The following is a 20,261-nucleotide window of genomic DNA, read 5'->3' on the forward strand; positions in this document are numbered from 1 at the left end:
GGCTCCCCGGGACGTTCGCCGCCCCGCCTCCCGCAAGAGGCTCCGGAACCGCACAAATTCAGACGCCCAAGCTGCACGGTCACTATTGACAGGCGAATTGAGTGCACATTATGTGCACAATTGCAATACAGAAATAATTCATTCTGAACGCAGACAGGCGGCACATAAGGCATAAGAGGGAATTTCATGACGCAACCGTTTCGCGGCACCTACACGGTCATGATCACGCCATTCACCGACGACGGCATAGACGTTCCGGCATTGCGTGAATTCGTGAACTGGCAGATCGACCAGGGAATCCACGGCCTCATCCCTCTCGGCAGCACCGGCGAATTCCTCTCGATGACAGAATCCGAGCGCGAACAGGTTGTGGAGACTGTCATCGACGAAGCGCGAGGTCGCGTGCCCGTGCTGATCGGAACGGGCGCCGAATGGACCGAGGATGCTGTGCGCTGGACCCGGCAGGCCGAGGTTGCCGGAGCGGATGGCGTGATGGTGATCCCGCCCTTCTACTCGACTCCGACCGAAGACGAGTTGTTTGCCCACTACAAGGCGGTCGCCGACGCGACATCGCTCCCGGTGATGCTCTACAATAACCCGGCGACGGCGAACGTCGACCTGACACCCCCGATCGTGGCGCGACTCAGCACCATCGACAACGTTTCCTACATAAAGGAATCGACAATGGACGTGACCCGCATTCGAGACATTCTCGATCTCTGCGGCGATCGAATGAATGTTTTCGGCGGCATCATGGGATTCGAATCCTTCCTCGCCGGCGCGATTGGCTGGGTCGCGGTCGGTTCGAACCTGATGCCCAAGGAATTCGCCAACCTCTTCACCGCAACCGCCGATGAAAAGGATCTCGAAAAGGCACGGGCGATATACCGGCAGGTACTGCCCGTCATCAGGCTTGTCGGCGGACACCGCTATGTTTCCGGATCCAAGGCCGGACTGGCCGTGCTCGGGCACCCGGTCGGCAGCCCCAGAATGCCGCGCCTGCCGCTTTCCGACGATGACCTGACCGCCGCGCGGGAGGCATTGCAACAGGCCGGCGCGATATGAGGGACCATGCCGCGAAAAGCGGACTGCGGCTAGAGCGTGGCCCCTTTCGGCGCCGGGGAAAACCGGTCACGATTCATTGGCGAGACCGGCCCCTGACCGCAATCGAAGGCGAGACCGTCGCCGCTGCGCTTATCGCTGCGGGAATCAAGGCCTTCCGCAGTTCGCGTGACGACCGCCCACACGGGTTCTATTGCGGTATGGGCGTGTGCAATGAATGCATCGTAGACATTGACGGGCGCGGCGGCGAACGATCCTGCATGACTGCCGTTCAAGACGGCATGAAAGTTGAACCCCACCAGCACGGGGGTGGGCTACAAGCCCTTGAGGCGCTTGGTCCCACGCCTTCGCAACAACCCGAAGAAACGCCTTTCGACTGCGCCGTAATTGGCGCGGGCCCCGCCGGTCTGGCTGCCGCGACCGAAGTGGCATTTGCCGGTGCCTCTGTCATCGTACTTGACGAGCGATCGGCACCGGGAGGGCAGTATCTCAAGCCCCTCTCCCCATCGCACGAGTTTTCGGCCGGCCCATCGGACCGCCAGTTTCGCGAACGTGAACGGGCCGTATCCGAAGCCATCAGGGCTGGCGCGGAAATCCGCACCGATGCAATGGTTTGGTTCGCAAGGCGCGACGAGACGAAGTTTCGTCTCGGCATTTACGGCAAAGACGGAGAGAGCCGTGTGGTGGCCCGCACTCTCGTGCTGGCCCAGGGCGCGCGAGAGAAACCCTGGCATGTTCCGGGATGGACGCTTCCCGGCGTGATGACGACCGGAGCCGCGCAGACACTTGCGCGCAGCTACCGCGTCGCGCCGGGGCATCGCATTGTTGTGGCGGGAAACGGACCGCTCAACCTCCAGGTTGCCGCCGAGCTTCTCGCCGGTGGCGCCAATGTGGTTGCCGTTGCCGAAGCGGCCCGATTGACCACTCCGTCCAAGATCGGCGCACTGCTGCGAGCCACGATACATGCTCCGGCGCTGATCGCTGCAGGTGCGCGCTATCGCACCATCCTTGCTCGGAAAGGCGTTCCACTTGTCGAAGGCGCGGTCGTTACCGCGATCGAAGGCCGGGAAAACGTCGAAAAGATCCGCCTGACACGTACGAACGGAGCCGGCCGCGACATCGTTTTCGAGACGGATGCCGTTTGCCTGGGTTACGGGTTCGATCCTTCCGACGAGATCGCTCGCCAACTGGGCGTGGACCTCGTCGCTGCTCCGAACGGCAACGGCTTGGTGATTTCGCGTGACGACGACGGATGGACCGGCGTGCCCGGCCTTTTCGTAGCAGGCGACGGGGCAGCCATCGAAGGTGCTGCTGCCGCGCGGGGTACCGGAGCGCTCGCGGGGATGGCGGCGGCCCATTACCTCGATCACGCGCCCGATGAGGTGCGCCAGACAACCGCGCGCCGCGTTCGCGACCGGGCACGGAAGTTCCAAGCAGCCCTGTGGACACTGTTTTCGCCCGCAAAACGACCGGAACCGACCAAGGACACTATCATCTGCCGCTGCGAGGACATCACGCACGGACAACTCGAGGATGCCGTTGAACGAGGGGCGCGGGACATCGGCACCCTGAAGCGCATGACCCGCGTCGGCATGGGACGTTGCCAAGGCCGGTATTGCTCCGCTCATGTTGCCGCCATGCTGGGCGCCGAACATCCCAAGGAAGCCCGGTTCATGCCGCAGGCCCCGACAAAACCGCTGCCGATCGGCGCAATCGCGCGGGAAAAGACGGAATGGAAGGGGCATCGCGAGGTCGCACCGCCCAAACTCCCCATAACCGCAGACCGCGACGCGCCACGAATCGATATCGAAGTCGAACTGGCAATAATTGGCGGCGGCATTCTCGGAGTATCGACGGCCCTTGCAGCGGCAGGTTCCGGACTGGACGTGGCGGTAATGGAGCGCGGCAACATCAACAGCGGCGCGTCCGGTGGCAATGCCGGCAGCCTGCATGTGCAACTGCTCTCCTACGACTTCGGTGAGCGCGCACAGGCCGGTGGAGGACCGGCGCTCTCGGCCCTGCCCCTGCAACGCGACGCCGTCAACTACTGGGCCGAGCTCGAACAGCGCCTCGACGCCGATTTCGAACGCTCCGTGAAGGGCGGCCTGATGGTTGCCGAAACGGAGGAGGATCTCCGCTTCCTCGAAGAAAAGGCCGCCTCCGAACGGGCACTGGGCATCGATACGCGTGTCATCGACAGCTCGGAGCTGCGATCGCTTGCGCCGAACATACAGGACGGATTTGCCGGTGCTGCCTTCTGCTCACAAGAGGGCAAGGTAAATCCGCTGATCGCCACGCATATCCTTGCCGACGCCGCGCGCGCCGCAGGAGCACGGATTGAGGAACGCGCGGGCGTTCTGGCGATCGAAGAGGACCGGGACGGCTATCTCCTGACCACCGCGCGCGGCTTGGTCCGTTGCGGGAAACTGGTCATTGCCGGCGGAGGCTGGAGTGCTGCCACCGGAGAGCTTTTGGGGCTCGACCTTCCGGTCAAGGGCGCTCCCTTGCAGATGATCGTCACCGAACCTGCCCCCCCGCTGATCGATCAGTTGCTCGCCCACGCCCGCAGACGCCTGACATTGAAACAGGCCAGAAACGGCAACCTGATCATTGGCGGTGGCTGGTCAGCCACGCTGGATCCGCTTCTCAAGCGAACGATCGTCGACATGGCAAGCCTGGAAGGCAACGCCTGGGTGGCATGCCGAACACTGCCTGCGGTGCGCGGCCTGCGCATGATCCGCAGTTGGGCTGCCATGAACGTCAATATTGACGGGGCCCCCCTGATCGGGCCGGTGCCGGGGCGTCGCAACCTGTGGGTTGCCGCCATGGCCAATGGCTATACGCTCGGTCCGATGATGGGGATGGAACTGGCCTCGATGATCTGCAGCGGAGAGGTTCCGGCGCGGCTGCGACCATTCACTCTCGATCGCTTCAACCGATCCACATAAACCGCAAACAAGGAAAGGTCTCGCAATCATGGTAATGGAAACCGCGATCTGCAAATATGTTGAGGAGCATCGCGACGACGCGGTCTCCATGCTGGCCGAGCTCGTCAGGACACCCTCGGACAACCCGCCAGGCGATTGCGCGGCACACGCCGAGCGCACGGCCGAGTTGCTTGAGGCCGCAGGGTTGACCGTGGAACGCCATCCTGTTCCCGATGAAGTGGTCAAACGCCACGGCATGATCTCGGCGACAAACCTAATCGTGCGCCATCGGTTCGGTGACGGCCCGGTGCTCGCGCTCAACGCCCATGGCGACGTCGTTCCGCCCGGCTCCGGCTGGTCCACCGATCCCTATGGTGGCGAGATTCGCGACGGTTGGATGTATGGCCGGGGCGCGGCCGTGTCCAAGTCCGATATTGCGTCCTACGCCTTTGCCATGAAGGCGTTGATCGAGACCGGCGCGAAATTGGATGGAACGGTCGAACTTCACGTCACCTATGACGAGGAGATCGGAGGCCATACCGGTCCGGGCTATATTCTCTCGCAAGGCCTGAGCAAGCCCGACTATGCGGTATGCGCCGCATTCTCCTATGCTGTCGTCACAGCGCACAATGGCTGTCTCCACCTGGAGGCGCGCATCAAGGGAAAATCCGCGCACGCAGCAATGCCGACAACCGGCCATGACGCGATCGCAGCGCTTGGACAGGTCATCGGCGCCATCTACGACTACGGCGATTCTCTGACACAGCGGAAGTCCACCTTCGACGGCATCGACCATCCAACCTGCATTGTCGGCCTCGTAAATGGCGGCATCAACACCAATGTGGTGGCCGATGGCGCCACCTTGCGGATCGACCGTCGCATCACTCCGGACGAGGACGCGGACGCGGTGGAGGCGGAATTGCGCGAAGTTCTGGCAGAATGCGCATCCCGGCTGGACGGTATCTCCATCGAAGTCGAGAGAATCTTGCTCGCCAGGCCGTTCAAGCCGGTAGAGGGGGCCGACTTTCTTGCCGATAGCATTGCGAAACGTGCCTGCCAGGTGCTTGGAGAATCGGTTGGCACGACCGCTGTTCCCCTTTACACGGACGCCCGACATTACAGCGAGCAGGGCATCCCGACTGTCATGTACGGTGCCGGACCCCGCACCCTGATCGAGGCAAACGGACACCGCGCGGACGAGCGGCTGCCGCTCGATACACTTGCCGTTTCCTCTAAGGTAATCGCGCTTGCCGCCTGTGACCTGCTGCGTGCGCGCTGAAAACATTTCCGGCTTTCCCCGACCGCTCGCGCTGATATCCGCGAGCGGTTTCGGCCGACTCGAGTAATTCCAGCCTGCCTGACCCAGGGTGCCTCAGCCAGCGCGCCGGCTGCATTTTCAAACTGAGACACCGCCTGATCCTCCCCCAATGCAGTGGTCCGCCATCATGTTTAGGAAAAGGGAGGATCTATGGGGCTATGTTCCGGGTGCAGAGGCCCGACGCTGGATTGCGGCCGGAAACTTAACGTCCATAGATATTGTGCCCGAAAGATTGCCGACCAAGGCTGCAACCAAAAGAGCCATCACTCGCTGACGTTTATGATCGCCCTCAGACGAAGTGAACAGTCTCAAGTGTCCTGGACACCCTCGGGCTACATTTCCTGCTGTCACTTGAACTCGACGGGTGACAGCATCCCGTTCATGACGTGCTTGCGCTTCGGATTGTAGAACTTATCGAAGTGGACAAACACGTCCTTCCTTGCCTCTTCGCATGTTCAGTAGGTCCTGCGCCATATCCTTTCGTGCTTAGGGAGATTGCAGAAGGTCTTCGCCACGGCATGGTCATGGCCGTTGCCGCTAAGGCTCATTGCTCAAGAATTTGGTGCTTCAGGAACGCCGCCCAGTCCATGCTGATGAACTACGCCCCCTCATAGGTATGGATCAGAACCTTGCTCCTCGGCTTTCTACGCCGCACCGCCATGAGCAACACCTGCAGCACGACATGAGTAGTCTGCCAACTCTGCAGCGACCAGCCGACGACGAGGCGCGAGAATAGGTCAATAAACATGGCCAGGCAGGCAAAGCTCTTCCGGGTCCGGATGTAGGTGTTGTTAGTCGCCCACGTCCTGTTCGGCGCGTCGACATCGCGCCGTCGGGCAAGGGTGCGGCTTGCCGCTCTAGGAACCGGGCCGACGCTTGTAGCCGAGATGCGCCTCGAATATCCGCACCAGCGTCAGGCGCTCACGCGCAGGCTTGTCCTCGTTCGTTGCTAGCAGCTGGTCGAGTTCCCCCGTCCACGCTCCCAGCTTCGGCCGGGGCTGGTGATCGCACTCGTAGCGAAACTCCGTCGCTTGCGAACGTACCACCTTGCTAACCACTTTGCGCGAGACCTTGAGTTCCCGGCAAATCGCCTTGATCGGCTTCTTCTGAATGAAATAGGCGCGACGCATCTTCGCAATCGCCTCCACAACCAGCATCCCAAATGAGGCTCTCCGTTAATCTCGAGAGCCTTTGTGAACCCTATTGTTTACGGGGTCCATTTTAGACGCCGGTCACCCCGAAAACGGGGGCCTTATTCCACGCCGATCAACAGATTGCCGTTCTCTTCCATCCGCTGATCATTGTCGGATGGACGCCGTACTTCCTGGCCAGCTCGGCCGTCGTCAACTCTTCGCGGATGGCTTCAAGCGCAACCTTGGCCTTGAACTCCGCCGAATAGCGTTTCCACTTTGTCATCTGGGGTATTCCTTCGTCAGTCGCTAAAGCTTAGCAACTGGCCCGAAATCTCGCGACCACCTCTGCGCTGTATGGTCGGTGTAGAGAAATTTTTCACCGCCAGGTACTTTTGGCGAAACCCATTTGCTACCAGCTTATCACCGTGCGGCTTACTGAAACGACGCACCTTTCCGTTCTCGCCCGCCCACCGAGATTGGTAGAACGACGGCAAGTAGTGGTGGTAACGCGGTTCCTCGGCCCTCATCGCTCGATCCGTTGGGACGCGCACTCCACACTAAGATCGAGTCGATTCGCCCCCTGACCGGTCCGACTGTCTCCGCCCGCGTTCTGTTTCGCAGACCAGTTTACCAATGCTGTGAAATCCCTCATTGCAGCGAAAACACAATACCCTGAACTCCCAGACTTATCACCGTGCCGCCTCTTTTCGGCAAAACAGGATTATTCGCTTACGCTCCGCTCCAGAGACCTGGCACACACGCTCCGCGGCGGAATTCCCATCGCGCAACGAAAAGTTTTCGCGCCGTCGGCTTTGCGCCCCATTTTAGTTATTATACGGTCGGATCGCGCTTCCCAAAATCAGCCATTCGTGGCTGCCGCATTATGACCGTATCTCAAAGCGCAACAATTGCGGTATGTTGTCGATCTGCCGGCCTTCGACAATCTTCACGATCATCTCGCCATATTCGTGCTAGCGCACCGTACCATCCCTCAATTCGTCTCAATGATTACCCAAGATGGTTCGGCCCGCAGATGCGCCTTCCTTGGAGCCTGCGGGCACGAATTGAGGGTCCCGAGACTTCGTAGACCTTACGCCCGAGCGCTCAAGTAAAAGCGCTAGCCTTGTTACTGGGCGGGAGCTGCTCCCGTCCCAGTCGGCGAACAAAGCTCGACAACTGGTTTGAGCGCAGCATCGCCTCCCACTACACGGAACGTGCTCGAAATATCGCGATGCCCTTCGGTAAGCGTAATCCTCATAGTTTCTGCAGCCTCTATACGAAGGATAATGTCTTCCGCAAACCGATCCTTTAATATCACGCCATTGCCGTTGTGTGTTTTGTACCAAACTGAACCTTTCGAAGGAAAGTCATCTATTTGGAAAGTGACAACCACTCCTGCTCTCTTTTCATTCTCAGCAACCCACTGAAAAACATCTTTTGGGGCATCGTCCGCGACCTCTCCCGTCGAGTTTGCCTCTGATGCTGTCGCTCCTGGCGCCGCTTCCGGAGACAATTGCCTCGGAAAGTAACCCAAGTATAGGTTCCCTCCAGAACAAATCGCCAAGAGCACCGCTGCATTCGGATCTTCTGGATCCCGATTGGAAGAGAAGTTCACAGCCAGTAGATCGTGTGATTCTGTAGAGCCCGAATTATCGTCAAACAGGCCCCACCAACCGAAGAACGACGCGCCGGCTCTATGGAGATCGCGGGCAAAGGGGATTGAATAGTCTATGTCTGGATATGCTGGGTCGCCCCATGTAGCGGCCTCGCGAGTACCCCCTTTGGGCGAGGCCGCGTTCTCGCGAGCCTGAGCGGCGGCTTCTCCTCCAAAAAGGAACAGAGTAAAGGCCATCACAACAAAGACTTCACAGCGAACCATCACCAGTACACCTCGGTCGGTCACTAATTCTATATTAGTGAACCAGTTTTATATGCAAATCAACCCTCGACAAAGAACATCCGGCGATACTAAGATGCTATTCTACTGCAGACCTCAGTATCAGCGAGAGCGCCATGCCAAGAGAAAATCGCCTGATTCTTTTGTGCTTTACGGCAAGTCTGTGCCTATTACCAACGCAGCTAGCTGCTTGGGATCTGGTGAAGGATTTAACCGGGAAGCCGATCCATGAGCACGGCGAAAAGCTGACCCGGGAAATCGGCAACGGATTACGGGATGTAGGTAAGGAAGCTGAGAAGCTCGGCAAAAAAACTATCAAGGAAATCGGTAACGCCGGAGAAGACCTTCGGATACTTGTTGAGGAAGGCAAGTGTGGAGGTGACATTTGCGACGCACTTGACGCCGTCGTGGTTTACGCGGAAGCGACGATAGAGGATGCAGCGAAGTCTATCGAACGGGCCGCAAAGAGAATCGAGGAGGGGAAGTTCATAGATGCGATCTGGCACTTGGGAGCAGACCCCCTGAATGACGCCCAGGAAAACGCAGCAGAAGCCGCTGCGCGAAGTTCGGTTCTACGAGCCGTTGGCCAAGTTGCAGCAGGCGCATATGGGGGACCGGCCGGGGCGGCCGCATATTCTGCTTGGCTAGCATACCACGCGACAGACGGTGACTTGGGCCTCGCTCTCCGCGCAGGCATCATAGCCGGCGCAACCGCTTTCGCCATGGCAGAAATCTCCGACGTTGAAGGAGTGGACGTCATTCAGGACGTCACGATCGACGAAACTATTCAGCGAGCCGTAATGTCAGGAGCAATCTCTGGCATGGCAGTGGCGGCGGCCGGCGGGGATCAGGCCGACATCGAGAATGCAGTCACCGCAGGCATGACTATGGCCGTGATCCGCGATGGTTACAAGGAACTTACCACGACAAACCTTGAGGACAATCTCAAGGCATCAACCGGTGAGCCCTACTGCCTTGCAGCCGACCCGAACTCGGGCTTGGATTGTTTGCCGCCACCGGAAGCCTATGTTCGACGTGCCGACGGAAGCATTAGTTATCGCGGCGGCAAACCAGAAATAGATGTGACTCGCCTCGACGCACAACGGCCGCACGTTGGAATGTTTGCAGAAACCCCGGACGACCCAGCATTTGCCCTGACTGAGACGAGCGAGTTCATGGAAGGCATCTCGAAGGTGCCGGGAATGAACGCGATGGCCGTCGGACATGACATCCTGGATAGCAACTACAATCGGATCGCTGATATCCCACTCAATGATACCACAATGGCGACCTTGGAGATGGCGGTACGTGTGGGCACGATCGCGCCATCGGTTGTCCTTACCTATGAAGGTGCAGGATATCGTGTTCACGAAATGATTCGGGAGGAAATTGCCAAATCAGCGAGACCTGACGGGAAAGGTAGCACACCCATTCCACCAGACTCCTTTACGGTTGGGAGCAACGGCTCGGATCCGAACGCCCCTGCAGAAAAAGGCGCGCCGGTTGCGAAGGAGCCCAGCAGCCGGACCATCGTAACGGATAAGCCTGCGGTTGAGATCCGTAACTTGGTCTGCAAAAGCCAGCGAGCAGAGAGCGCAGTATTTATGGAGACACACATAGATCTTGCTTCCGTCGAACCCTATGGACGAATCTGCTCGATCTATCGGCGCAAGGACTCAGGCTGGAGGTCAATTTGGCACGCCCACTACCAAACAGCGTTCTGCATAAGAAAATTCAACGATATTGCCCTCCGCGCTGTTGATCGTGGGATGCGGTGCGTATTCAGCGTAGGTTTACGATACGGGGACGGCGAGACTGTTGCAGATCTTGCTGCAAACACTGCGCAATAATTTTGGGTAGTGGGGGCGCTGCGGATTAAGTGTGGCGAAGCTGATAGCAAAGATGGCGGTCGCCGGCGATAAAGCTGACATATCATGCCGCCTTGCTGCCAGTTCTCTGAGATTTACGCAAAGAACTGCGCGCACGTGCGCGTCCAAGAGAACTTAGGCGAATCGTAAATTGTTGCGGCACAACGCGGGGGAAGCGGGACTCGAACCGTTCGACTGGTTATCAACCAGCTGCTTTCAGCCACTCGTCCACCGCCGATAGTCTGCCAATGACGGGATCAGCCCCAAAATGGCCTGTCAGCAAGGCGGTCATTTCACTCACTGCTGCCGAAGTCCGCTATCCTCCCAGTCCGAACGCTAACCACTCATGAGACGTGGTCTTCCAAGTGGCTCGGCGAAAAGTTTTCGCGCCGCTTGACGCCGCGCCCAGATCTGGATCACATGACTAGTGCACAATGCGGTATGACGGGTAGCTCCAGTAAGACCGGGATTTGGTGCGGATACACTGGCTGAGAATCCAGGTTCCCCAGCCATTTTCCATTCAAGCGATTGATTTCATTGGGAAATCATCATCGCTGCGAATCCGTCGAAAGCCATCCGGACCACCTTGTGCACGAAACCGAGGCACAGGGCTGAGGCACATTGCGCGCCGAGCTCCCGACGAATCGAGCGGTTCGGTCATGGCAACGAGACACGAAGTGCAAAATCTCGACCGGCGAGGACATCATTTCTACTGGCGGCCCCGCAACCCCGCACTGTTCCGGTCGGCACGCCGGTCGTCCCATCTTTCACTGAGCCTTAGGCATTCCGATCATAGGAAAGCTGCGTGGATGGCCAGACGCCTGAACACGCTGCTGCATGAAATGAAATTGGGGCCGACCGCACATATGACGACCAGGGATTAGCTCGAAGCGCTGTTCCGCGCAGAGATCGACCGGATGACAGACCATCTCGATTCGCTGGTCTTTGCCGCACGCAGAAGCGGATCGGATCCGCGCGACAGCCTTCGCGCCGACCTCGAAGTCGGCTGGGCCTATCGGTTGATCCAGCTTTACGGAACCATGCGGCGACCTGACTTCGGTGAGGGGTGCCCGGCACGCGCGATCCTGCTCAAGGAAGGCATCCCGGAGAACATGATCCCGACCATCGCGGAGACGTTCAGGCAGGAACAGGCCGCATGCCGCAGCCGCGCTTTCGAAAATGCGCTTGTCGAAGACATGAAGCGGCACGGCATCGAAGACACGCTCGTCAGGCACATCGCGATCGGTCGGCCTCCGTCATCACACACCGCATACAGTTTTGTGTTCAGCCCGCCCTTCGTGCGGCCAATGTGGCGGGAAAGCCCCCCCTTTTTTGAGGCTCGACGCAGTGAGGTGGGTCCTCAGATGTGTCGCGTTGATCATCAGTGTATCGGGGTGGACCGTCACTGGCTGCCAGGTTGCCGCAAATCCTGTCTAACACACCGAGTTCGGTCCAGCGCCGGAAGCGGTTGTAGCGCCTTGCGAGGCCCATGGGCCTTCGGTGCGTCCTTACACCATAGGCCGTGATTCAATACGTAGATGATCCCCGAAATCACCCGACGATCATCAACACGGGCAATTCCGTGCGACCTCGGGAAAAACGGCTCGATCCTCGCCCTCTGGGCGGCTGAGAGCAAAATCAAATCAGACATGGCAAACTCCTTTGCCATCCTGAATCACGCCGCTCGTCCTTATACGCAGGCTAGTGGGTCCTGAGCCTAGACCGAGGAGAATATCAACTTCGCGCGGTCACGTGCTCGCAACATCATCACGCATAGAAAAGTAATCAATCAGTCGGCGCGTCAACTTCTTCTGCGGGCTCAAGTCCGGCCACACTGCGTATACGCCAAGTTCGGGCACCGCAAATTCAGGAAGGATCTGAACAAGCCTGCCCGAAGCGATATCGTCGTTAACCTCGCTCAACGGGAACAGCCGAATGCCCAAGCCTGCAAGTACTGCGGACTTCGCCGCGGCGATGGAATCCACTTCCAGTCGCACATTCTCGGGCTCGAAAGACAGGGACGTATCGCCATCCATCAGTGTAACTGCATCCGGGATCATGGAAATCGCAATGAAGTCGCAGTGAACCAGGTCTTCAAGCGATACGACGGGCGGGCGCGATGCGAGATAAGCCGGCGATGCCACGAAAACACGGCGAAATACTCCGATGCGCTTGCACTTGAGTGAACTGTCCCTCAATTCGCCAGTTCTAATCGCCAGATCAAAGCCGTCCTTGATGATATCCACACGCGCATCGCTACTATGAAGCGAAATGGCGACCATGGGATAACGTCGCGCGAAATCCCACAATGTCTGGCGCAACTGTGTCTGTTCGCCCCATGCAGGCATTGCCACCCGCAATGAACCGACAGGCTCATCAGCATCTCCACCCAGAAGATCCAGTGCCTCCTCTCCGGCCTCAACCATCCGGCGCGCAGCATCGAGCGCGGCGCGACCTTCCGGTGTCAACGACATCGAGCGGGTGGAGCGGAAGAACAGCGTCACCCCGAGCTTTGCCTCAAGACGAGAAAGATGGTGGCTGACGACCGATGTGGATAGCTTCAACTGCCGCCCAGCTGCGCTGAGGCTGCCGGCATCCGCAACCGCGACGAACACGGCAAGCCCCCGGTAGTCATCCAGCATCTTTGCATCCTATCGAATAATACTTCCGACATTTTCTGGGTAATCGAAACACTGAGACCTGTCTATCTGTTTCCGGTAGACAGGAGATGATGATGGCGACCAGCACCACAACAATCACCACAACACGTGCTTCCACCTACCTCCAGCAGCTGTGCAAGCACTTCGCGCACAAGGTTCCCGTCGAGTTCACACCGGATCGAGGCACGATCACCCTGCCCTTCGGCACATGCACGTTGCGCGCCGACAACACCACCCTGACCATGACAACTATCGCCAAAGGCGACGACCTTGCGCGCATGGAGCAGGTCATCGGCGATCACTTCGCCCGCTTCTCCTTCCGCGAGAACATCGAAGTGAACTGGCAGAAACAGCACTAGCGCCAGCCGCCCTCCATTCCGGAACGCTCGAAAGGAAAAATTCCATGAAGATCGCGGTCACCGCCGCTTCCGGCCGGCTTGGAAGCGCCATCATCGAAGCCCTGAAAACCACCCGGGGTGCCGAAAGCGTCATCGCCCTTGCCCGCACCCCGGCGCGAGCCGAAGGACTGGGGGTCGAGGTGCGCCCCGGCGACTACGAGGCTCCCGACGTCCTGCGCACCTCGCTCGAAGGCGTCGATGCGGTGCTGCTGGTCTCGGGCCTCGATGCGCCGGAGAAGCGCATTCCCCAGCACCGCAACGTGATCAATGCCGCGACGGCCGCCGGCGTGCGCAAGATCGTCTACACCAGCATCCAGGGCCCCGAAGAAGGCACCGGCTTTTCTCCTGTAGTGCAAAGCAATCGCCAGACCGAAGCCGACATTCGCCAAAGCAGCTTGGACTGGGTGATCGGGCGTAACGGCATCTATATCGAGCCCGACGTGGAATATATCGACGGCTACCGAAAGCGGGGCGAGATTGCGAACTGCGCCGGTACTGCCCGCTGCGGCTATACCACCCGGCCCGAGTTGGCCGCCGCCTATGCCAATCTACTCGTCCGCTCGGATCTCGACGGCCGTACACTCAACCTCAATGGCACCGCGCTCACCCAAACCGAGTTGGCCGAACACCTGAACCGTGCCTTCGGCACCGCGCTCAGCTACCGCGAAATCAGCTTGGAAGACTTCGCCGCCGACCGTGCGGCCGAACTTGGCCCCTTCCTAGGCGGCATCATAGCCGGAATCTACGAAGGCATCCGCATTGGCGCCTTCGACAATCCCAGCGACTTCAAAACCGCGGCCGGGCGCCCCCACCAGTCCTGGGACGGCTTTTTCGCCGGTCTCGCGGCCTGACCCCCTGCGCCAGAGACCCTTCCAGCCAGAAAGCGACAGTTCCATGCTGAAACGAACCCTTCAGGCCTTGGTCGGCGCCGGGGTAGTGGCCTTCGGCGGCTATCTTGTCTTCGCCTACGAGCCCGAGATCGCCCCGATCGACCCCGCCGATATTCCCGCATATGACGCCGCCCTTGTCGAAAAAGGCCGCGTTCTCGCTGCCGCAGGATACTGCGCCTCGTGCCACACTGCCGCCGATGGCGCGCCCTATGCAGGCAATTATCCAATGGAGACGGGTTTCGGCACGCTCTACTCCACCAACATCACCCCCGATCCCGAAGACGGCATCGGCGCATGGTCCGAAGAGGCGTTCCTGCGTGCCATGCATGACGGTGTGAACCGCGAAGGCCAGCACCTCTTCCCGGCCTTTCCCTTCGACCACTTCACGAAGATGTCCGACGAGGATGCGCGCGCAATCTATGCCTACCTGATGACCGAGGTGGCACCGGCCACAACCGAGCAGGAGGAAAACGGAATCCCCTTCCCGCTGGGCCTGCGCATCTGGCAAGCGGGCTGGAAGCTGCTGTTTGTCGACTCTGGCCGCTTCGAACCCGATCCTGACAAGTCCGACGATTGGAACCGCGGCGCCTACCTGGTCGAGGGCGTGTCTCATTGCGGAGCCTGTCACACGCCTCGAAACCCTCTGGGCGCAGAAATCGCAAACCGGCAGTTCGAGGGCGCGGCCATAGACCGCTGGATCGCCCCGGCGCTGACAGCGCGCAACGAATCCGCCATCGGCTGGACGGCCGAGGACTTCGCCATCTACCTGAAGGACGGCGCGACCCGCCACCAGGGCGTCGCCGCCGGGCCGATGGCACCCGTGGTCCATGCCGGCCTGCGCGAACTTCCCGACAGCGATCTGAATGCCATCGGCATCTACCTTGCCGATGTCACCGGCAACGCGCCGGGCGAAGGGGAAACCGCCCGGATCGTGGCGACCAGCCTTGCCGCTGGTGCCCCGACGCCGGCATATCGCCTTGAGGACGGCGAACGCCTCTACGCCGCAGCCTGCGCCTCCTGCCACTACAACGCCGAGGACATCGCCCTTGGCCACCCCGACCTCGGAATCAACTCGGCCCTGCGAGTGGAGGCCCCAGACAACCTGGTCCACGTGATCCTCAACGGCGTTGCCAACGAGGAAGGAATTCCCGGCGTGGTCATGCCCGCCTTCCGCAACGCCCTCGACGATGACGAGATTGCCGCCATCGCCGCCTACCTGCGCGCCTCGCGCACCGATCTCGAACCCTGGCCCGAGTTGGTCCGGACCGTTTCCCAGATACGCATCGCCGAACCTGTCGTCCACTGAACCCCAGGAAAACGCACATGATCACTTTCACGCTCAATGGCCGGGAAGTCAGCATCGACACCGATCCCGATACCCCCCTGCTATGGGTCATCCGCGACGAGATCGGCCTGACCGGCACAAAATTCGGCTGCGGCATCGGCATGTGCGGAGCCTGCACCGTCCATGTCGGCGGACAGGCTACGCGCGCCTGCATCACCTTCGTGGGCGATGTCGAAGGCGCCGAGGTGACGACCATCGAGGGGCTTGATCCCTTGGGCAACCATCCCGTGCAGGAGGCATGGCGCAAACTGCGCGTGCCACAATGCGGCTACTGCCAATCTGGCCAGATCATGCAGGCAGCCGCCCTGCTGAAGGACATTCCCGATCCCAGCGACGACGACATCGACGCGGTGATGACGGGTAACCTGTGCCGCTGCATGACCTATCCCCGCATCCGCCGCGCTGTGCGCGAAGCGGCCAATGCCATGAAAGGGAACTAAGCCATGATGCCGATGAAGCAAGGCAACAACGCCTCGCCCCCCGACTTCACCCGCCGCGGCTTTCTTGTCGCGATGTCCGCTGCCGGGGCCGCTTTCGGGTTCCCTCGTGTCGCCCAAGCAGCTGCGCGCTTTGCCGCCAGCGAAGAGCCGTCGCCCCTCGCGCGGCAGGTTTTCGAGCCCAGCCTCTGGTACGCGATCGACGGTGAAGGCCGCGTCAACATAAACATTACCCGCGCCGAGATGGGCCAGCACATCGGCACCGCCCTTGCCCGCATCCTCGCTGACGAGCTGGGTGCAAACTGGGATGATGTGCAGATCACCTATGTCGATCACGAGAAGAAATGGGGCGGCGCCCCCACCGCTGGCAGCCGTTCGGTCTGGAGCATGTGGTCCGTCTATCGCCAAGCCGGCGCCGCAGGGCGCGTGGCGTTGATCGAGGCGGCCGCGCAGATGTGGGGCATCCCGGCCGAAGATTGCAGCGCCGAAGCGGACATAGTCACGGGCGGCGGCAATTCCATCACCTTCGCTGCGCTGGTGACCGAAGGCCTGTCGCGCAGCTTCACGCAGGACGAGCTGAAAGCGTTGCCGCTGAAACCCCATTCGGATTTCCGACTGATCGGGCAGGATGTCGCCGCGCTTGACATCGCCGACAAGACCACGGGCCGCGCGCTCTACGGCATTGATGCGGAGGTTGACGGCATGGTCTACGGCGTGCCGCTGATCCCGCCGACACGGCAGGGATCAAAGGTAATCTCCATCGACGACAGCGAAGCGAAAGGGCAGAAGGGTTATCTGCGCACCATCGACCTGCAGGATCCCTCCGGCATCGTGCCGGGCATGGTGGTCGTGGTCGGCGAGACGCTGATGGCCGCGAAATGGGCCTCGGAACTGATCACGGTCGAGTGGGAAGCGGGCGAGACGGCCACGGTCTCCGAGGATGACATCCAGGCCTTGTCGCGCGAGTTGATCGCTGACGAAAACGCCGGGACGCTGCTGGACACCGGCAATTTCAACACCGCCCCCGCCTTCGAGACCGCTGTCGACACGCTGGAAGCCGAATACACCACCTCCACGGTGCTGCACTTCGCGCTGGAGCCGATGAACGCGACCGCCTTCGTAAATGACGGGGGCCAATACGAAATTCACGCGGGCAGCCAATGGCCCGCACTGATGACCGACTGGGCGCAGCGCGCGCTTGGCGTCGGCCCCGACAAGGTGACAATGCGCACCTACATGCTCGGTGGCGGCTTCGGGCGGAGGGTGTTCGGCGACTACGTCGTCGCCGCCGCACTGACAACCAAGGCCCTTGGCGGCCGGCCCATCAAGCTGGTGTTCTTCCGAGAGGACGACAGCCTGATCGACTGCCCCCGCTCTCCCAGCGTCCAGAAGCTGCGCCTTGCCATAGATGACAACCAGGCCATCACCGCCATGGAGCATTCCGCCGCAGCCGGCTGGCCCTCCTACACCGTGCGCACCGAGGCCGACATGGCCAAGGGCGTGAATGGCAAACCCTATGACACGGCGGCCATCTCGGGCGCGGACCACTGGTACGAAGTCGGCGCGCACAGGGTGCGGGCGATTGCCAACCACCTTGCCAGCCAGACCGTGCGCACCGGCTTCCTGCGTTCCATCGCGCCGGGCTGGACCAATTTCGCGGTGGAGAGCTTCATGGACGAGGCCGCGCACAAGCTGGGTGTCGATCCGCTGGAATTCCGCCTCGCGCATCTTCGCGGCGAAGGCCGCAACGCCGGCGAAGGGCCGCATTCCGTCGGCGGCGCGAGCCGGCAGGCCGCGGTGCTCAGGCGCGTAGCCGAACTATCGGGCTATGGGCGGACAGACATCGGCCCCGATACCGCGATCGGGATCGCCAGCACCTACGGGCAGGAACGGGAAATGCCGACCTGGAACGGTACAGCCGTACAACTGCGCGTGGACCGCGAAACCGGCATGGTCGAGGTGCAGAAACTGTGGATGGTGATCGATTGCGGGACGGTGATCGACCCCGACGGCGCACGCGCGCAATGCGAAGGCGCCGCGCTCTGGGGGCTGTCCATGGCGCTCTACGAAGGGACCAAGATCGTGGACGGGCAGGTCCACGACCGCAACCTGGGCAGCTACGCGCCCCTGCGCATGATCGACACGCCCGAGATCGAGATCGAGTTGATGGAAAGCACCCACGCCCCTACCGGCCTCGGCGAACCCGGGGTGACGGGCGTCGCGCCCGCCGTGGCCAACGCAATCTTCAACGCCACCGGTGCCCGCCTGCGCCACCTGCCGATGACACCGGATGCGATCCTCAAGGCCCTGCAAACGTGATCACATGCAGCGCGGATATGCGAAAGCTCCAAAAGAACCGAAAAACACAAAACGGTCGCATGTCCGACACCTAGCCGGCGCAGGATGCGAAGTCACCTATCCCGGACAGCGCGCGAAATGGAACCGATGCAATGACCTGAATTCCCCTTTCCGGAATTCTCCGGTCGGTTGCGCATCGACTTGGCTGGAACGGTTTGATCCGCGTTCCAGCCTCGCGCCAAGCGTTCCCGGATTTTCGGCGCCGACGACGGTCATCGGGGCGATGCTGCCAAGCGCCTCGTGCGATGTACATCTCCGAGACGAAGGCACACCAGTTGGCGGGCGCGACTACGATACGACATCATGTCGGACCAGCAGGTTTCCCTGCTGGCCCGACGCATTCAGCTTGTCTCCCGACCTGCTTGCCTCAGAGGTTAACCTTGCCGCCGTCCACGTTCAGCGTCTGTCCGGTAACAAAATCGCTGTCGGACGTGGCGAGATAGAGGAGCGTGCCAAGCAGGTCTTCGGGAAGCATTTCACGTTTGATCGAACGCGACTGTACGGTAGGAGCTCGCGCGGGATCAAATCCCGAATGCCCCTGGAGTGCTTCGCTTTCGGTCAGGCCCGGCGCGATCGCATTGACCTGAATATTCTTGTCGCCCAGTTCGCGACCATGGCAGCGCGTCAGCGCGATGACCGCTCCCTTCGAGGCAGTGTAGTGCGACAGTCCCGGAGGGCCATAATAGAACGTGCCCGACGCGATGTTGATGATCTTTCCGCCTCCGGCGCGCAACATCGCCGGGACCGCCGCCTTCGTGGCCTGGTGCACCCCCCTGGCGTTGACCGTCATGACCCTGTCGAACTCGTCATTGTCGATCTGCATGAACGGCTTCGGCTCGAGCGCCGCAAAGATCGACGCATTGTTGACAAGGATATCGAGGCTGCCGAATTCCTTCTCGGCCGTCTCGACCATGGCGGCAAGATCGTCATCCGAGGTGACATCGACCTTCACGCCTATCGCGGAACCGCCTTGGCTCTTGATTTCTTCGACAGTCCTGTCCGTATCAAGAACATCCGCAACCACGACCTTGGCACCCTCCTGCGCCATTCGCTTTGCCATCACCGCTCCGATTCCGCGAGCGGCCCCGGTGATCACGGCAGTTTTTCCGTCCAGTCGGCCCATTGCCATCTCCTGTGCTCAAATTTCGATTTCGAGAATCTTCGCCACTTCGGGCCAGCTCTTGGCACCGTTTTCGCGAAGATCGTTGGTCAGGTCTTCCGGTACCCAGTCGATCAGGCACTTCCTGAAGTTGGGCAACGCCTCGATACGAGCGAACCAATTCTCGACATTGGGCAGGCGACCGCCTTCCCACATGCCGCGCATCGACATCATGGCTAGCCGATTGACGTAGGGCGTCATGGCAATGTCGGCGATGGAGAACTTGTTTCCGACAAGCCAATCGTTCCCGCCGTCCAAGGCATCCTCCATCTTGTGGAGATAGCTGTCGTAAAGCTTGACCTTCTCGGCCGCGCCGGGAGCCTCGAAACCGTAGCGGGTAAAGGCATCCTTCTGGCTCTTCCAGTCGGACGTCACCGAGAACGACGGAGTCGACGCAAGGAACTCCTTAACGCCTTCCGGTCCTAGATTTTTCAGAACAGTGTGCCGATGCGAGCAGACGAACGTGACGGCGCCGCAAGCGGGATGCAAGTCCTCGTCGACCGCCTTTGTCCAGTACCTGGCCTGCGCACGCTCCCAGGGGTCCGTGGGGTGAACGCTGGTTTCGGGGGCGATTTGATCGAGGTACTCGATGATGACCGTGCTGTCCTGGATCACCAGGTCATCATGAACCAGTGTCGGCACGACGCCCTTCGGATTGAGCTTCAGATACTCCGGGTCGAACTGCTCTCCTTTCAGGATATCAACATAAACCCCTTTCCATTCAAGCCCTTTCTCGGCCATCGCGAAGCGCACCTTGGCGGCGCAAACTGAGGATCCGTGGTGATACAGTGTGAACATGCTTTTTTCCC

The 20,261-nt window shown here is 60.4% G+C and carries 15 protein-coding genes and 2 pseudogenes; 10 read left to right on the forward strand and 7 right to left on the reverse strand.

Going from position 1 to position 20,261, the window contains the following annotated elements; genetic code table 11:
• Positions 1-186: 186 nt before the first annotated feature.
• Genes dapA through HTY61_RS11320 form a run of 3 tightly spaced genes read left to right on the forward strand, consistent with a single transcriptional unit; the run spans position 187 to position 5,268 of the window.
• Positions 187-1,065 carry a 4-hydroxy-tetrahydrodipicolinate synthase gene (dapA, locus tag HTY61_RS11310; RefSeq protein WP_175276888.1) on the forward strand — a complete coding sequence of 293 codons (879 nt, stop codon included), beginning with the start codon at positions 187-189 and terminating at the stop codon, positions 1,063-1,065.
• Entirely contained in the window at positions 1,062-4,010 is a 2,949-nt protein-coding gene (locus HTY61_RS11315) for an FAD-dependent oxidoreductase (RefSeq protein ID WP_175276889.1), read from the forward strand. Before dapA ends, HTY61_RS11315 begins: the two co-directional genes overlap by 4 nt.
• Positions 4,011-4,038: 28 nt before the next feature.
• Positions 4,039-5,268 carry an ArgE/DapE family deacylase gene (locus HTY61_RS11320; RefSeq protein ID WP_343045193.1) on the forward strand — a complete coding sequence of 410 codons (1,230 nt, stop codon included), beginning with the start codon at positions 4,039-4,041 and terminating at the stop codon, positions 5,266-5,268.
• Positions 5,269-5,905: 637 nt separating this feature from the next.
• Here the strand turns inward: HTY61_RS11320 and HTY61_RS19705 are convergent.
• The 4 genes and pseudogenes from HTY61_RS19705 to HTY61_RS11340 form a co-directional block, all read right to left on the reverse strand.
• Positions 5,906-6,196 carry a DDE-type integrase/transposase/recombinase gene (locus HTY61_RS19705; RefSeq protein WP_175278525.1) on the reverse strand — a complete coding sequence of 97 codons (291 nt, stop codon included), beginning with the start codon at positions 6,194-6,196 and terminating at the stop codon, positions 5,906-5,908.
• Between the two features lie 4 nt (positions 6,197-6,200).
• Positions 6,201-6,464, reverse strand: a pseudogene (locus tag HTY61_RS11330) (IS21 family transposase); the annotation flags it as partial.
• A 115-nt stretch (positions 6,465-6,579) separates the two neighbouring features.
• Positions 6,580-6,723 (reverse strand): annotated as a pseudogene (locus HTY61_RS11335) (transposase); the annotation flags it as partial.
• Positions 6,724-7,566: 843 nt separating this feature from the next.
• The gene (locus tag HTY61_RS11340; RefSeq protein ID WP_210268611.1) at positions 7,567-8,292 is read right to left on the reverse strand and encodes a hypothetical protein; all 726 of its coding nucleotides are present in this window, start codon (positions 8,290-8,292) and stop codon (positions 7,567-7,569) included.
• Positions 8,293-8,453: 161 nt separating this feature from the next.
• Between HTY61_RS11340 and HTY61_RS11345 the strand changes: the two genes are divergently transcribed.
• Positions 8,454-10,187, forward strand: a complete 1,734-nt coding sequence (locus HTY61_RS11345) for a hypothetical protein (protein ID WP_210268612.1) — start codon at positions 8,454-8,456, stop codon at positions 10,185-10,187.
• Between the two features lie 935 nt (positions 10,188-11,122).
• The gene (locus HTY61_RS19710; RefSeq protein WP_175276893.1) at positions 11,123-11,731 is read left to right on the forward strand and encodes a hypothetical protein; all 609 of its coding nucleotides are present in this window, start codon (positions 11,123-11,125) and stop codon (positions 11,729-11,731) included.
• 222 nt (positions 11,732-11,953) lie between these two features.
• Here HTY61_RS19710 and HTY61_RS11355 read toward each other — a convergent pair whose 3' ends face one another.
• The gene (locus tag HTY61_RS11355; RefSeq protein WP_175276894.1) at positions 11,954-12,847 is read right to left on the reverse strand and encodes a LysR family transcriptional regulator; all 894 of its coding nucleotides are present in this window, start codon (positions 12,845-12,847) and stop codon (positions 11,954-11,956) included.
• 92 nt (positions 12,848-12,939) lie between these two features.
• Here HTY61_RS11355 and HTY61_RS11360 point away from each other — a divergent pair, with 92 nt between their 5' ends.
• From HTY61_RS11360 to HTY61_RS11380, 5 genes are read left to right on the forward strand one after another with little or no spacing between them, the layout of a single operon-like run.
• Positions 12,940-13,224 (forward strand): DUF2218 domain-containing protein, encoded by a 285-nt coding sequence (locus HTY61_RS11360; RefSeq protein ID WP_175276895.1) that lies wholly within the window; start codon positions 12,940-12,942, stop codon positions 13,222-13,224.
• A gap of 44 nt (positions 13,225-13,268) precedes the next feature.
• Positions 13,269-14,114, forward strand: coding sequence for an NAD(P)H-binding protein (locus HTY61_RS11365; protein ID WP_175276896.1), 846 nt, complete (start codon positions 13,269-13,271; stop codon positions 14,112-14,114).
• Between the two features lie 43 nt (positions 14,115-14,157).
• Positions 14,158-15,459, forward strand: a complete 1,302-nt coding sequence (locus tag HTY61_RS11370; protein WP_175276897.1) for a cytochrome c — start codon at positions 14,158-14,160, stop codon at positions 15,457-15,459.
• Positions 15,460-15,476: 17 nt separating this feature from the next.
• Positions 15,477-15,938 (forward strand): (2Fe-2S)-binding protein, encoded by a 462-nt coding sequence (locus HTY61_RS11375; protein ID WP_175276898.1) that lies wholly within the window; start codon positions 15,477-15,479, stop codon positions 15,936-15,938.
• Positions 15,939-15,941: 3 nt separating this feature from the next.
• Complete coding sequence (locus HTY61_RS11380) at positions 15,942-18,254, forward strand: xanthine dehydrogenase family protein molybdopterin-binding subunit (RefSeq protein WP_175276899.1); 2,313 nt, start codon at positions 15,942-15,944, stop codon at positions 18,252-18,254.
• Between the two features lie 406 nt (positions 18,255-18,660).
• Here the strand turns inward: HTY61_RS11380 and HTY61_RS11385 are convergent, their stop codons facing one another.
• A complete protein-coding gene (locus HTY61_RS11385; RefSeq protein ID WP_175276900.1) occupies positions 18,661-19,416 on the reverse strand; it encodes an SDR family NAD(P)-dependent oxidoreductase in 756 nt (251 codons plus the stop codon).
• Between the two features lie 15 nt (positions 19,417-19,431).
• Positions 19,432-20,250 (reverse strand): glutathione S-transferase family protein, encoded by an 819-nt coding sequence (locus tag HTY61_RS11390; protein ID WP_175276901.1) that lies wholly within the window; start codon positions 20,248-20,250, stop codon positions 19,432-19,434.
• Positions 20,251-20,261 lie beyond the last annotated feature (11 nt).

This window comes from Oricola thermophila (assembly GCF_013358405.1).
GTDB lineage: Bacteria > Pseudomonadota > Alphaproteobacteria > Rhizobiales > Rhizobiaceae > Oricola > Oricola thermophila.

Coding starts and splice junctions, on each gene's coding strand:
- dapA (WP_175276888.1), top strand. CDS start 187: ATGACGCAACCGTTTCGCGGCACCTACACGGTCATGATCACGCCATTC.
- HTY61_RS11315 (WP_175276889.1), top strand. CDS start 1,062: ATGAGGGACCATGCCGCGAAAAGCGGACTGCGGCTAGAGCGTGGCCCC.
- HTY61_RS11320 (WP_343045193.1), top strand. CDS start 4,039: ATGGTAATGGAAACCGCGATCTGCAAATATGTTGAGGAGCATCGCGAC.
- HTY61_RS11340 (WP_210268611.1), bottom strand. CDS start 8,292: ATGGCCTTTACTCTGTTCCTTTTTGGAGGAGAAGCCGCCGCTCAGGCT.
- HTY61_RS11345 (WP_210268612.1), top strand. CDS start 8,454: ATGCCAAGAGAAAATCGCCTGATTCTTTTGTGCTTTACGGCAAGTCTG.
- HTY61_RS19710 (WP_175276893.1), top strand. CDS start 11,123: ATGACAGACCATCTCGATTCGCTGGTCTTTGCCGCACGCAGAAGCGGA.
- HTY61_RS11355 (WP_175276894.1), bottom strand. CDS start 12,847: ATGCTGGATGACTACCGGGGGCTTGCCGTGTTCGTCGCGGTTGCGGAT.
- HTY61_RS11360 (WP_175276895.1), top strand. CDS start 12,940: ATGGCGACCAGCACCACAACAATCACCACAACACGTGCTTCCACCTAC.
- HTY61_RS11365 (WP_175276896.1), top strand. CDS start 13,269: ATGAAGATCGCGGTCACCGCCGCTTCCGGCCGGCTTGGAAGCGCCATC.
- HTY61_RS11370 (WP_175276897.1), top strand. CDS start 14,158: ATGCTGAAACGAACCCTTCAGGCCTTGGTCGGCGCCGGGGTAGTGGCC.
- HTY61_RS11375 (WP_175276898.1), top strand. CDS start 15,477: ATGATCACTTTCACGCTCAATGGCCGGGAAGTCAGCATCGACACCGAT.
- HTY61_RS11380 (WP_175276899.1), top strand. CDS start 15,942: ATGATGCCGATGAAGCAAGGCAACAACGCCTCGCCCCCCGACTTCACC.
- HTY61_RS11385 (WP_175276900.1), bottom strand. CDS start 19,416: ATGGGCCGACTGGACGGAAAAACTGCCGTGATCACCGGGGCCGCTCGC.
- HTY61_RS11390 (WP_175276901.1), bottom strand. CDS start 20,250: ATGTTCACACTGTATCACCACGGATCCTCAGTTTGCGCCGCCAAGGTG.